This is a genomic window from Erysipelatoclostridium sp. MSK.23.31 (assembly GCF_019125875.1).
In the GTDB taxonomy this organism is placed as follows: Bacteria; Bacillota_I; Bacilli_A; order Erysipelotrichales; family Coprobacillaceae; genus Thomasclavelia; species Thomasclavelia ramosa.
The window spans coordinates 1-13,839 of the sequence record NZ_JAHOCB010000063.1; the positions used below are offsets into that span (position 1 = coordinate 1).

At 30.0% G+C, this 13,839-nt stretch carries 13 protein-coding genes and 2 tRNA genes; 11 read left to right on the forward strand and 4 right to left on the reverse strand.

Annotated features, from left to right (window positions below):
* The first annotated feature begins 774 nt into the window (after nt 1–774).
* From KSU54_RS17235 to KSU54_RS17250, 5 genes are all read left to right on the forward strand, one after another.
* Complete coding sequence (locus tag KSU54_RS17235) at nt 775–1,638, forward strand: hypothetical protein (protein WP_117792771.1); 864 nt, start codon at nt 775–777, stop codon at nt 1,636–1,638.
* A gap of 351 nt (nt 1,639–1,989) precedes the next feature.
* Entirely contained in the window at nt 1,990–2,220 is a 231-nt protein-coding gene (locus KSU54_RS17240; RefSeq protein ID WP_008792935.1) for a hypothetical protein, read from the forward strand.
* Between the two features lie 197 nt (nt 2,221–2,417).
* Nucleotides 2,418–2,669, forward strand: a complete 252-nt coding sequence (locus KSU54_RS19040; RefSeq protein WP_226814570.1) for a hypothetical protein — start codon at nt 2,418–2,420, stop codon at nt 2,667–2,669.
* Entirely contained in the window at nt 2,669–2,887 is a 219-nt protein-coding gene (locus KSU54_RS19045; protein WP_226814571.1) for a hypothetical protein, read from the forward strand. The genes KSU54_RS19040 and KSU54_RS19045 overlap by 1 nt, the downstream gene beginning before the upstream one ends.
* A gap of 150 nt (nt 2,888–3,037) precedes the next feature.
* Nucleotides 3,038–3,211, forward strand: coding sequence for a hypothetical protein (locus KSU54_RS17250; RefSeq protein WP_003537772.1), 174 nt, complete (start codon nt 3,038–3,040; stop codon nt 3,209–3,211).
* 829 nt (nt 3,212–4,040) lie between these two features.
* On the opposite strand, the gene KSU54_RS17255 is transcribed toward KSU54_RS17250, so the two are convergent.
* From KSU54_RS17255 to pepV, 3 genes are all read right to left on the reverse strand, one after another.
* Nucleotides 4,041–4,114, reverse strand: a tRNA-Thr gene (locus KSU54_RS17255).
* A 2-nt stretch (nt 4,115–4,116) separates the two neighbouring features.
* A tRNA-Leu gene (locus KSU54_RS17260) sits at nt 4,117–4,203 on the reverse strand.
* A 70-nt stretch (nt 4,204–4,273) separates the two neighbouring features.
* On the reverse strand, nt 4,274–5,644 hold the full coding sequence (gene pepV / locus KSU54_RS17265; protein ID WP_003537774.1) for a dipeptidase PepV: 1,371 nt from the start codon (nt 5,642–5,644) through the stop codon (nt 4,274–4,276).
* 99 nt (nt 5,645–5,743) lie between these two features.
* Here pepV and KSU54_RS17270 point away from each other — a divergent pair, with 99 nt between their 5' ends.
* The 5 genes from KSU54_RS17270 to cysK (KSU54_RS17290) all read left to right on the forward strand — a co-directional run bounded on the left by KSU54_RS17270 (nt 5,744) and on the right by cysK (KSU54_RS17290) (nt 10,806).
* Nucleotides 5,744–6,169, forward strand: coding sequence for an NUDIX hydrolase (locus KSU54_RS17270; RefSeq protein ID WP_003537775.1), 426 nt, complete (start codon nt 5,744–5,746; stop codon nt 6,167–6,169).
* Between the two features lie 134 nt (nt 6,170–6,303).
* The gene (locus KSU54_RS17275; RefSeq protein WP_117792769.1) at nt 6,304–8,445 is read left to right on the forward strand and encodes a Tex family protein; all 2,142 of its coding nucleotides are present in this window, start codon (nt 6,304–6,306) and stop codon (nt 8,443–8,445) included.
* Between the two features lie 11 nt (nt 8,446–8,456).
* Nucleotides 8,457–9,200, forward strand: coding sequence for a YiiX/YebB-like N1pC/P60 family cysteine hydrolase (locus tag KSU54_RS17280; protein WP_003537777.1), 744 nt, complete (start codon nt 8,457–8,459; stop codon nt 9,198–9,200).
* A 64-nt stretch (nt 9,201–9,264) separates the two neighbouring features.
* Nucleotides 9,265–9,699: an RrF2 family transcriptional regulator gene (locus KSU54_RS17285; protein WP_008792937.1), complete on the forward strand. Its 435-nt coding sequence runs from the start codon at nt 9,265–9,267 to the stop codon at nt 9,697–9,699.
* Between the two features lie 174 nt (nt 9,700–9,873).
* Nucleotides 9,874–10,806, forward strand: a complete 933-nt coding sequence (gene cysK / locus KSU54_RS17290) for a cysteine synthase A (protein ID WP_008792938.1) — start codon at nt 9,874–9,876, stop codon at nt 10,804–10,806.
* Between the two features lie 612 nt (nt 10,807–11,418).
* On the opposite strand, the gene cysK (KSU54_RS17295) is transcribed toward cysK (KSU54_RS17290), so the two are convergent.
* Complete coding sequence (gene cysK, locus KSU54_RS17295) at nt 11,419–12,333, reverse strand: cysteine synthase A (RefSeq protein WP_117792767.1); 915 nt, start codon at nt 12,331–12,333, stop codon at nt 11,419–11,421.
* A gap of 124 nt (nt 12,334–12,457) precedes the next feature.
* Here cysK (KSU54_RS17295) and pdxR point away from each other — a divergent pair, with 124 nt between their 5' ends.
* Nucleotides 12,458–13,777, forward strand: a complete 1,320-nt coding sequence (pdxR, locus tag KSU54_RS17300) for a MocR-like pyridoxine biosynthesis transcription factor PdxR (protein WP_003537784.1) — start codon at nt 12,458–12,460, stop codon at nt 13,775–13,777.
* The last annotated feature ends 62 nt before the right edge of the window (nt 13,778–13,839 follow it).

Here is a 13,839-nt window from a genome sequence, read left to right on the forward strand (position 1 = left end):
ATCTAGTAGAAGGAGCAACTGGCAAAGACAGAAACAATACTATTGGGGGACATAAGGCATGAGTGCTATTATTCATTTAAAGCATTATATTTCAAAAAAGCATCTACCTACGTCTTTAGAGAAAAACGTTCAGTACAGTTTCCTTGTATATGAAAGTTAAAACGTAAAGAACTATTAAAATATGTGTGGTAATATTGAGTGGTGCTTTTAATTCCCTACTTGCCACATATCCAACAAAATATTTAGGAATATCTATTGTGGAATGTGTTATTTCCAATACAATACTATTCGCTAAAATTGACATATCTTCGTCAATAATATGATATTTTAAAGAAATATCTGGTATGTTAAAATGTTATAAAATAATAGAAATATTTTTATACTCTGTTGGTGTCATTCCGTATGCTTTCTTGAAATTACGAGAAAATATTTCATGGTATCATCATAGAAAACGAGGAATACAGTATAACTGAAAACGCTAATGTTGTGTTGACGAATGAAAATATCAAGAAAATGCTGAAAAAAATATCAGTCAAATAAATAAAGCAATATAAGCATAACGGTTGACTTATTCCAAACCAACAAAAAAAGTGAGTAGCGTATTAGATATTTTTCTCATTAAATTTAGAGTTATTGGGAGTGAATAGATTTCTAGGTTTAGTGATCGTGTTTTAACGGTAAGACGGAAACCGTTAATACTATTAGAATTTCCAATATCAATATGTATACAATAGTATTCTATGCTATACTAAAAATGTGAGGAAGGTTAAAACAATGAAAGAAAAGATTTTAAAGAATTGTAAAAAATACTGGTATGTTATAGCATTTATCATTGTAGGCTTTATCGTTTTAAATAAAGAGCCAGATTATCTTGTATTGAAAAAAAATACTTTTAAAGTTGAACTTGGTACACCATTCAATATAAAACCTGAAACGTATTTAAATACAGAAAAATTAGATACCGATGTAAAAAAAGATGTATTGGAAAACGCAAAGGTAACTGTTGATAAAGATTTGAATAATATTGAAAATTTTTGTTTAGATGTTGGAAAATATAAAGTTACCGTTTCATATAAAAACGAAAAAGAAACTTTTACTTATAAAGTTGAAGATACTACCGCCCCAGTAATTACAGGTGCAGAAAGTATTGATATAGTACAAAGTACTGATTTAAGTACTTATGATTTTAAAGTTCTTTATACAATTGATGATTTATCTCAAACAGATGTTAAGTATGATACTAGTGCAATTGATGTAAATACAATTGGTGCTTATACTTTAAAAATTATTTCAGAAGACAATTATGGAAATAAATGTGATAAAGAAGTAGCTATAAATGTTGTTGCTCCATTGAGTGCTGATGAAGTAATTGTTGAGGAAACAGTATCAAACGCTGATGGTACAACAACTACAAAGATTGTAACTAGAAAGAAAATCGAAGCACAGAGTGGTGATTTTCGCATAGTTACTTCGGGTGATACATCAAAATCAAGTAATAATAGTTCTTATTCATCTTCTAGTAGTTCATCTAACAGTATTTCAACTATTAAACCAAGTGGTAGTACATCATCAAATAGTTCATCTAATAATAATTCTAGTGCTGCTAAGCCTAATAATGGTAATTTAATAATTGATTAAAATAAATTAAGCAATTTTTTACAGTTGCTTTTTTTGTTGAATAAAAATGTAATTCAAAATATTTAGCTTTATTTGATAGATCAGTAAAGTATCCCAATTACAGGAATGGAAAAGAAAAATGGTATTTGAAATTTGGGTATTGGAGAGTATTAGATGGTGCAAATTCTTGGAACTATAGACTTTTTTATTGATTAGAACATTCAAAATAGTAAGTGGATTTGACGCTTTGGTGCCCGAATTTTCCATAGTGAAATAAAACGATATGGACAAATATAAAGAAATGATAGAGAAATTCGTATTGAGTGCTATAATTTTAGCAAACAAATTTGAAGTTGTGGTGGGATGGGCAGTATGGGCGGATTTCAACCAACTATTGGTAAATGGTATGATTATAAAAACTACGATATAGATGAGCCACAGTGGAGACGTCTTTTGAATACTGCTGAAAAGCTTGAAAATGAATTTGGAGACTTGTTTGTATATGAAAGAGACGGGTCGATTGGCTACGGTCTTGAGATTATTTCCAGTCCAATGACAAAAGGATATTATGAAAAAATATCAATAAGTTTAAAAACCTGTTAAATATTTTTAATGAGTTTCACTATGTTTCTACAAAAGGAAATAAATGTGGTTCACACATTTATTTCAATAGAAAAACACTAGGTTTTAATTCTAAAGAATACAGTTCTCTATTAAGTAATCTTAATAATAATATAAGAAAAGCAGAAGAAGTAGACCACAAAAGAGCAAATAAAACCATTGAAAATGTGGTTGCTGTTATGGAATTATATCGAGAAGAATTAATCAAAATCAGTGGACGAAATAAAAGCAGTTTACGCTGGTGTCAGTTTGAAACATCAAATGGATATGATATAGAAGTTATAAAAAAGTTGCAAAAGATAAAATTAAAAGCGATAGAAATCGTCACAATAGATACAAGGTTGTTAATACTACAAATGAAAAAACTGTTGAGATTAGATTATGTCGAGGAACGCTGTTATGGGAATCTTTTAATGCACGTATCAATCTAATGTATAATATTGTAAATGTATCTAGAAACTATCAAGGCTTGATTAATTTGGAAAAATTAATTGTATATAAAAATAATGATAAAACAATACAAATGATGAAAAATTATATTGAGAATAATGATATAGAAAATAGAAAAGTTGATATAAAGGAAGTGAAAAAACTATCATTAATGCCTAATAATAGTTTAAGACCATCAAGTTTTATGTTTGGCAAATAAATATAGATAGACGTTAATTAAAACAATTAATTCATTTTATTGTTTTGATTTTTTAAATGAAATAGGTTCTAGATGTCTGGGAACATTGCTTACTCACCCGAAGAAAATAAGGAATGCATTCCTTAATTAAAGAAGAAAGAGGCAATGAATATGTGTATAATTATTGTAAAAAATAGCAGAATGGACTTACCGGATAAAGAGATTTTAAAAAGATGTTGGAATAAAAATCCTCATGGTGCAGGGTTCATGTACAATTATAATGATGTAGTTATTATTAAAAAAGGTTTTATGTTTTTGATGATTTTTATGAAAATTTGCAAATAAATGATAAGCTCTATAAATTGAAAAATCAAAGTGTTGTATTTCATTTTAGAATATCAACAAGTGGTAAAATTGATGAGGGAAATTGTCATCCATACCCGCTGACTGATGACAGTATATACCTTAGAAAAACAAATTTACGTTGTTCTATTGGAATTGCACACAATGGGATAATTCAAAAATATAACCGTAAAGATAGTGTGTTAAATGATACATAACTGTTTATAAAAAACATAATTTATGATTTGATTACAAATTAAAAAGAAAATTGATGAAGAGAAAGTTACAGTTTCTAAATGCGAAGAGCAGCTGAAGAAATCAAAAATCAGCCTATCTAACTTTGAAAAGGATAAAAAGGCACTGCTGAGACTAAAGAAAAAAGTAGATGATTTTAATAGAAAAATCAGCGAAAGTCTATCGGAATTTGACTGAATTTAATGTCTTTGAACATTTCAAAAAACACCCTCAACTTCTGATTATCATGCAACATATGAATTTTTTGTTATTTTGTTATAATGTTTTTATTAATCATATTATTGTGCTAAAATTGATAATAACTTGATACAATACAAACAAAAAAGAGTGTCTATTGACCGTAGATCACTCTAAGAGACCATCTAATTCTAAAGAGAAGTTAGAATCGATGAACAATATATATATGTTTTAAAAAATATAAGTTAAATAATAACTTGTATTTAGTATATCGTATTAAAAAATCAATTCAACTATAATAGCATCGTTTTTAAACTTCGCTTTAGCTAGATTAAATGGTTATATAAAAACATCTTTGTTAATAACCGTCTTAACTAACTGTTGTTCGAAGTGAAAAAAATGGTGCCGGAGCTAAGAATCGAACTTAAATTTCATGATTACCATTCATGCGTTCTGCCATTGAACTACACCGGCATTGGTGCAGACAGCGAGATTTGAACTCGCACGAGCTATTGCTCACTACCCCCTCAAGATAGCGCGTATACCAGTTTCGCCATGTCTGCAAGTATTAATAGTTTATCAAATTATTGCAGAAAAATAAAGCCTAGAACGTAAAGTTCTAGACTTTTTTCTTTAATCTGCCTTAATCAAGTTGTATAAAGCATGACAATAAATTTCTGTTGCTTTCAATAACGAATCGATTTTGATATTTTCATTATTACCATGAATTAAATTATCTTCACCCAAAAATTCAGCTCCAAAAGCAACACAGTTTGGCATTGACTTAGCATAAGTCCCGCCACCAATTGCTTGAGGTTTGTTAACTGTATCTCCAGTTACACTAACATAAGCTTCATGCAAATTAGTAATTAACTTAGAATTAGGATCGATATATAGAGCCTTGCCCAAATCATGAGTTTCTCTGAATTCATAGTTTGCACAAGCATGTTTAAATTTTGTAACCATTGCATCAAAATCCATGTCATGAGGGCAACGTAAGTCGAGAACGATTTTAACTTCTTCTTTATAATAAGATATAACTCCTAAATTAAGAGTAAGAGGACCCATTAAACCGGTATGGTCAATTCCTAATTTTTTACCATGACAGTCATCTAAATATTCAAGAACAAAATCAACAACTTTGTTATCAACGACAGTTGCTAAATATTTGCATAAATATACAACAGCATTAATGCCCTCTTCAGGAGTACTTGCGTGTGCTGATTTCCCTTTAAGAATTAATTTAGTATGATTTCCTTCCTCTTCAATATCCCCAGTTAAATTATTAGTATTTAGGAATTTCTTATAAGATTCAGTATATTGTTTGTAATTCCCTTCAATTACTGCTTCGCAAGTTTCTGGAACAATATTTGGACGACTTCCTGCACATAAATAGATTAATCCACCTTTTTCAACATGTCCTGTGATTTCAAAACCACAACCTGCTTTTTCACCATAAACAACAGGAAAAGCAGCATCAGGAGTAAATCCCATTTTAGGATAAGGCATCTTTGTGAAATAATATTTTACACAATTACTACCTAATTCTTCATTGCATCCAAAGATAACCCTAGTTTTCATTTTTGTAGGAATATTTAAAGAATTAATGATCTTTGCAGCATAATAACCAGCCATTAATGGTCCTTTATCATCTGCGACTCCACGTCCGTAAAGCTTTCCTTCTTTAGTAATAACTTCAAATGGATCACTATCCCATCCAACCTTGTTTACAGGAACTACATCAAGATGGCCCAAAATTCCAAAAGTTTCATCACCAGTTCCAATATCAATATGTCCAGCATGTCCATCAACATCCTGCACTTCAAAGCCATCACGTCGACCAATTTCTAACATTGCATCTAAAGCTCGGCGATTGGCTGCGCCATAGGGAGCAAACTCAGCAACGGTACTATCATCTTGAGTTGAAGGGATGGCACATAACATTTTTATATCATCAATCATTTGATCTTTTATTTTTAAAACTTCCGCTTTAAAATCAATCATATTATCACCTCGTCATCAATTATAACACTATTAGTTATAATATTTAAACAATTTTAGTAATAATAGTGTTATGATATATATAATAATCGGAGGTATGACATGAATAATGTAAGATTTCACATAACAGTCAAAGGAATTGTCGTATTAAATAACCAGATTCTTTTAATGAAACGAATTCGACCATCAAGTGATGGTCTGGGTTATTGGGAGTTACCAGGTGGTGGGTTGGAATATGGTGAAACACCTAATCAAGCATTAATCAGAGAATTACAAGAGGAAACCGGATTAGATATTATCATAATCAAACCAGCTTATACTTTCACTAAAATTAGAAAAGATTATCAAACCGTAGGAATCGGATATTTGTGTATTCCCAAGAATGATCATGTCCGTTTATCGCATGAGCATAGTGATTATCGCTTTGTGAGTATACAAGAGGCAAAAGAACTGTTAAATCCAGAAATTTATAATGATATAATTTTTACAATTGAAGAATATTATCAGAACGTTCATGATATCCAGTGATAATATTTTAAATTTGATTATAGTCATCCAAAATAACGGTCTTGAAATTCAAGACTTTTTCTTTTATCAGTTGATATTTTATTTATTTGAAGTAAAATAAGGTAGTTGAAAACAAATAGAATTAAGGAGTTATTATGAACGAAGAAATTATTGCAATAGCATCAAAAGAATTAGAAATAACTAAAAAACAAATCAATGCTGTTTTATCATTATTAGAACAGGGAAATACTGTGCCTTTTATTGCTCGTTATCGTAAAGAAGCAACAGGAGGGTTAGATGAAGATCAAATCAGAAATATTGATAAATATTATCAATATCAAGTTAGTTTATTAAAACGAAAAGAAGATGTAATTCGTTTAATTGAAGAAAAAGGGATGTTAACAGATCAACTAAGGGCTGATATTTTAAAAGCAACAAAGTTAAATGAAGTAGAAGACCTTTATCGTCCTTATAAAGAAAAAAGAAAAACAAAGGCTACTGAGGCTAAAGCTAAAGGTTTAGAACCATTAAGTAAGTGGATTTTATCACTGCCAAGGGGAGAACTTAAAGAAGAAGCAAAAAAATATTTAAATGATAAAGTTGAGACTGTAGAAGAAGCAATTCAGGGAGCTTTAGATATTATTGCAGAAGTAATTAGTGATGATATTAAATATCGTAAATTTGTTAAAGATATAATATATAAATCTGGTACGATTGAAACAAAAGTAAAAAAGAAGAATCCTGATGAAAATAAAGTATATGAAATGTACTATGATTATCACGAACGAGTTAATCGAATTGTATCACACCGTATTTTAGCGATTAATCGTGCCGAAAATGAAAAAGTTATTACTGTTAATATTGTTTTAGATAAAGAATTTTTAATTCAATATATTAATCGTGGAGTGACTAGAAATCGTAATAGCAGTGTTAATGAATATTTATTGAAAGCTGTAGAAGACAGTTTAAATCGTTTATTATTGCCATCGATTGAACGCGAAGTGCGTAATGAATTAACTGAAAAAGCCAGCGAGCAGGCCTTAAAAGTATTTTCAATCAATTTAGAAAAGTTATTAATGCAGGCACCTTTAAAAGATAAAATGGTTTTGGGTCTGGATCCTGCTTATCGGACAGGATGTAAATTAGCTGTTGTTGATCAGACCGGAAAAGTATTGAAGATTGATAAAGTATTTATTACTATTCCAAAAGATAATTATGATAAAGAAAAAAGAATTTTATTAAATTTGATTAAAAAATATAAAATTGAAATTATTGCGATTGGTAACGGTACTGCAAGTCGTGAAAGTGAAGCTTTTATTTCTCAATTAATCAAAGATAATAATTTAGATGTTGATTATGCAATTATTTCTGAAGCTGGAGCATCAGTATATTCAGCAAGTAAATTAGCTAAAGAGGAGTTTCCAGATTATCAGGTAGAAGAAAGATCAGCGGTTTCAATTGCACGACGTCTTCAAGATCCATTAGCAGAATTAGTAAAGATTGAGCCAAAAGCAATTAGTGTCGGACAATATCAGCATGATATTGCTCAAAAACAATTAGAAGAACAGTTAGATTTTGTTGTTGAAAAAGCGGTAAATAATGTTGGAGTTGATATCAATACTGCTTCAGTATCATTATTACAATATGTTGCTGGGTTAAATAGCGGAGTGGCCAAAAATGTTATTAAATATCGTGATGAAAATGGTAAATTTACAAATCGTAAAGAAATTATGAATGTTAGTAAATTAGGTGCAAAAACATATCAGCAGGCAATCGGATTTTTGCGAATTCCTGGAGCTAATGATCCATTTGATGCAACAGCAATTCATCCGGAAAACTATCAACAAGCAAAAAAATTACTTAAATTAATAGATGCTGATGCTAGTTTATTAGGAACAAATGAAATTGCTGATAAATTATCAAATATTAACAAAGAGGAAGTAATGAATGAACTAAATATCGACAATTATACGTTAGATGATATTATTGATAGTTTTATAAAGCCAAATCGCTCACCCCGTGATGCATATGCAACACCATTATTAAAGAAAGATATTTTAAAAATTGAAGATTTAAAACCCGGTATGCAACTAGAAGGAACAGTTAGGAATGTTGTTGATTTTGGAGCTTTTGTCGATATTGGGTTAAAAAATGATGGATTAGTCCATATTTCGAAGATTTCTCATGAAAGAATTAAGCATCCTTTGGATAAACTAAGTATAGGTGATATTGTTGAAGTCTATGTCATTGATGTAGATGTCAACAAACATCGTGTTGGACTAAGTATGATTAAATAAAGGATGAGTTGATGAAAAAGTTTCTAGTTGGAATAGTTATTATAATAATTGCCAGTATTGGCTTTAATTTAAAACCTGATAAAAGAGATCAAGCTGTTGTGGTTCAAGAAGAGCCTGTAGTTAAAAAAGAAGAAGTTATTACTTATAAAGAACTATTAGAATATCTTGATATTTTTAAAACAGGAGATATTATTAATATTGAAAATACTAATTATTTAAGTTCATATGCTATTCCAGGAAGATGGAAACATACTATTTTCTATCTAGGAACATATCAGCAGTTTAGTCAGGTTTTTACACCTGAAGATAAATATTATGAGGAAATTAATAAACATTATAAGAATCAAGATGAGGTTTTAGTACTCGACAGTAATTCTACGGGTGTTAAAATACGGACATTTGATCAAATGGCTAATCTTAAAGAAGAATCGTATTTAAAAGCACTTTCCGGCTATCGTTTTAATGAGGATGATAATTTTATTAAGACATATTTAAGTCGGGCGTTAGATTATTTGGGAACACCGTATGATTACAGCATGACAACTTATGATGATAAAGCTTTATATTGTAGTGAATTAGTTTATTATGCACTACTAGCTAATAATATAGAAGTGACTAAAACGAGCAGTATTGTCGAACATGTTGTAATTACCCCAACAGATTTAAGTGATTTTTTAGAAACATTAGAAGATATTGACCATGTATATTTGCTTGAAAAAGAAGATAATTGGATAAATGATGCGATAAATGACTAGTTTTTGCTTTATTTTACTTGTATTCCTACTTTAATACTAGTATTATATAAACGAGGTGAACATCATGAAAATTTCAACCAAAGGGCGTTATGCAATTAGAGTTATCCTTGATATTGCGATGCACGATGATGGTAAATATATTCCACTGAAAGATATTGCTAAAAGACAAGATCTGACGGTTAAGTATTTAGAACAAATAATTTCATTACTAAATAAAGCGGGCTATTTACAAAGTCTTCGTGGTAATGCTGGAGGTTATCGCTTATCAAAAAAACCTGAAGAATGTGTAATTGGTGATATTCTAAGAATTACAGAAGGTGATTTAGCTCCAATTCCCTGCTTGAAAGATGAAATTAATAATTGCAGTCGTGCCAATGAATGTATTACATTACCGTTTTGGCAAGGATTAGATAAAGTGATTAAAGACTATGTTGAAAGTGTAACTATTCAAGATTTAATCGATCATGCAAATATGCAAGTGAATAATTATTCAATATAAAAGCCGTAAGGCTTTTTTATTATATAACTATTGACATAAATTTGCTCTCAAGGTATAATCATATTAATCCGATAGGAAAAGAGGGAACTATAATGAATGAGCTAATTTTTTATAAAAATAGAGGCTGTTGTTAATAATAGATTTGATTAGATAAAGAAAATGGAGGAAATAGTAATGACTTATAATAATCATATTAGTGAATTAGTAGGAAATACCCCAATTTTAAAATTAAACAATTATGTTACAAAAAATCAATTAAAAGCAAATATTTTTGCTAAACTAGAATATTTTAATCCCGCAGGAAGTGTTAAGGATCGAATTGCTAAAGCCATGTTATTTAAAGCTAAAGAAGATGGAATTTTAAAACCGGATTCTGTAATCATTGAACCAACGAGCGGTAATACTGGAATTGGATTAGCTTCTCTAGGAACATCCTTAGGACACCAAGTAATTTTAACTATGCCAGAGACAATGTCGATTGAACGGCGAAATTTATTAAAAGCCTATGGAGCTAAAGTAGTTTTAACTCCAGGAGGACTAGGCATGAAGGGAGCAATTGCCAAAGCAGAAGAATTGGCCAAAGAATACAAAAATGCGTTTATTCCTAGTCAATTTGAAAATCAAGCAAATCCAAATGCACATTATCTAACAACAGGTCCTGAAATCTACCAGCAGCTAGAAGGTAAGATAGATATCTTTGTCGCTGGTGTTGGAACTGGAGGAACAATTAGTGGAATCGGAAAATATTTAAAAGAAAAAAATCCTAGTATTAAGGTTGTAGCAATTGAACCTGCTGCCTCACCAGTTTTATCTAAAGGAACTCCAGGACCACATGCAATTCAAGGGATTGGTGCAGGTTTTGTTCCTAATACCTTAAATACTGATATTTATGATGAAATTATTACAATTGAAAATGAAGCAGCCTTTGCTACTAGCCGTGCAATTGCTAGAGAAGAAGGAGTGTTAGTAGGTATTTCTTCTGGTGCAGCACTTTATGGAGCAACAGTATTAGCGAAAAGAATTGAAAATGCTGGCAAAAACATTGTTGTGTTGTTACCAGATACTGGTGAACGCTATTTATCAACTGCATTAGTTGAACAAGATTAATAATATGGATACTGTCTTTAGGGACAGTATCTTTTTCTAACTACAAAAATAATTTTTAATTATAATTATATTTTAAAAGTCTATCATAAAAATGTGAGTGTTTGTTATGCAACTAGGATAAACAACTAATAATTTAAAGTTTAATAATGAGATTCACTATTTAAAAATATAAATAGACGGGAAGAAGAGCAGAGAAAGATGATTAGTTGTAATGAGGTGATTGTAGTCAATATCAATATTAGCCAAAAAGATTGTCCAAAATAGCTTTAAATTATGGACAATGTTTTTTTGTTATAGTATACAAAAAAGTACTTGGAATATTTGTAATTGATATCTTAATAAACAGAAATTATATCATTGAGGTGATATGATAAGTTGTCTTGTATGGACGAGCTTAAACAAAAAAGTTCAGTTAAAATCCTGTTGATTTGAAAAAGTAATTAGTACAGTTAAAAAGAATAAATCAAAATTAAAGTTATAGAGGATAATGTATTGGTTATTATAATAATAAGATATCATTCTACATTCTCACTGGACATTTAGGAAAATAAAAAACATAGTCTGAAGAGCATTGTGTAAAATACTTTTAATGCTACTCAATTGCTATGCCTTTTATTCAAATAATGTTGTTGATAAGTAACGTTCTCCAGTATCTGGCAGTAGAACAACGATGTTTTTATTTTTATCTGTTATTTTAGTTGCTCCATGCAGGGCAGCTCCAGCAGTTATTCCAACTAGTAGGCCTTCTTTTTTTGCTAATATTCGTGCAGCCTCATAAGCATCATCCGTAGAAACTGTTATCACTTCGTCGACTAGATCCAAATCGAGAATTTTAGGAATAAAATTTGCTCCAATTCCTTGCAAATCATGCGATCCAGCTTTTCCTTTAGTGATTAATGGAGAATCTTTTGGTTCGATTCCAATAATTTTAATATCAGGATATTTCTTTTTTAATATCCGAGCAATTCCTGTAATTGTCCCTCCAGTACCAATTCCGGCAACAAAATAGTCAATATTACCATCAAAATCATCAATAATTTCTAATGCCGTTGTTTCTTCATGGGCTAAGGGATTACTTGGATTAACAAATTGACCTGGAATATAGCTATTTTCAATCTTATTAGCAAGTTCGTTAGCTTTATCGACTGATCCTTGCATTCCTTTTTCTCCAGCCGTTAATACGATTTTAGCTCCATAAGCTTTTAATAATTTTTGACGTTCTAATGACATAGTTTCAGGCATCGTCAAAATTAATTCATTACCATAGATAGCACACGCAATTGCTAGACCAATGCCAGTATTACCACTAGTAGGTTCAATAATCGTAGTTTTTTTATTGATTAGTTGATCCTCATAAGCCTGTTCAATTAATTTAAGACCAACACGATCTTTAACACTGCCACCAGGATTAAAGAATTCTACTTTGGCAAATATTTTGTTGTTTACTTCACATGCTTTTTTAAAGCGGTCAATTTGAATTAATGGAGTTTTTCCAATTGTATCCAAAACACTTTTTTTAATAGTCATAATAAATTCACATCCTTTTTCTTTTTATATCACATATTGAAGTGTAAGTGATATAAAAATTATAATTTTATTTAGTTGTCTTTATTAAAATAGTAATTTATAATACTTTTAAAGGGGACTGTTTATGAAGGATTATAAATATTTAGAAGTTTATCAAACTATTGTTGATGATATTGAAAATGGTTATTTAAAATATAATGATAAAATACCATCAATTCGTAAAATGGCAAAACAATTAGATGTAAGCAGAACTACGGTTGAAAGTGCATATTTACAATTATTAGTCGAGGGTTATATTTACGCAAAAGAAAAAGTAGGATATTATGTGGATGTGCAATTTAGTAATCAAATTAAAAATAAAAAGAATCCAAAAGTAATTACAAAAATTGATAGTCACCATTATCGATATGATTTTAGTGGACGTCTTGTTGATGTGGAAAGCTTTAATTTAGATACTTGGAAAAAGTATATTAAAAAAGCATTAAATCAAAGTGAAGATTTAATGAGTTATGGAGAACCATTAGGGGAAATGCCTTTAAGAGTAGCTTTGCAGGAATATAGCCATGAATACCGTGGAGTTCGGCATCCTGTAAATAATTATATTATTGGTGCGGGATTTCAAATTCTTCTTTATCATGTTTGTAGTCTTTTTGGTAAAGATAATATAGTCGGAATTGAGGAAGGAGGATTCAAACAGGCAGAGGCCGTTTTTCATGATTGTCATATGCAGGTAGTTAAGTTACCGGTTGATGAAGAAGGCATTACTTTAGAGGGATTAAGACAAGCTAATTTAAAATTATTATATTTAAATAGTTCTTCTGGAGGGTATCATGGTCATCCTATCAAACAACAGCGTCGTTTAGAAATCATTGAATATGCGAGAGCTAATCAAGTCTATATTATTGAAGATGATCATAATGGAGAATTGAAATTTAACACTAAACCAATCGATGCAATGTCAAAACTAGACAATGACCACATTATTTACATTGGTTCATTTTCAAAATTATTACTACCTTCAATAAGAATTAGTTATATGGCATTACCAAACCAATTAGTTCAGTTATTTTATGAAAAGTCTCGAGATTATCATCAGACTGCATCAAAATTAGAACAGCTGGCTTTAGCTATGTATGTTGAAGATGGACAGTTAGCACGACATTTAAAGCGATTAAGAAAACATTACCGCAATAAAAGTACTCATTTGTTACAAAAGCTTCGAACTACTTTTCCTCAACATAAATTCGAATTATATGAAACCTCATTAAAAATCACAATGGCAATTAAGGCTGATTTGGTTGATCAATATATTGCTTTAGCAAAACAAAATGATATTTTAGTTAATAAAAATAGTAATAATCAGATTACTTTATCTTTTTCAGGAATCTTAGATCAAGATATTGATGAAGCAGTTGATAGATTAAAAGAAATTTGGATAAATTAAAAACAGTGGCTCTATACTAAAACTGGAGGGGAAATATATCCTGCTCCAGTTTTCTTATATTT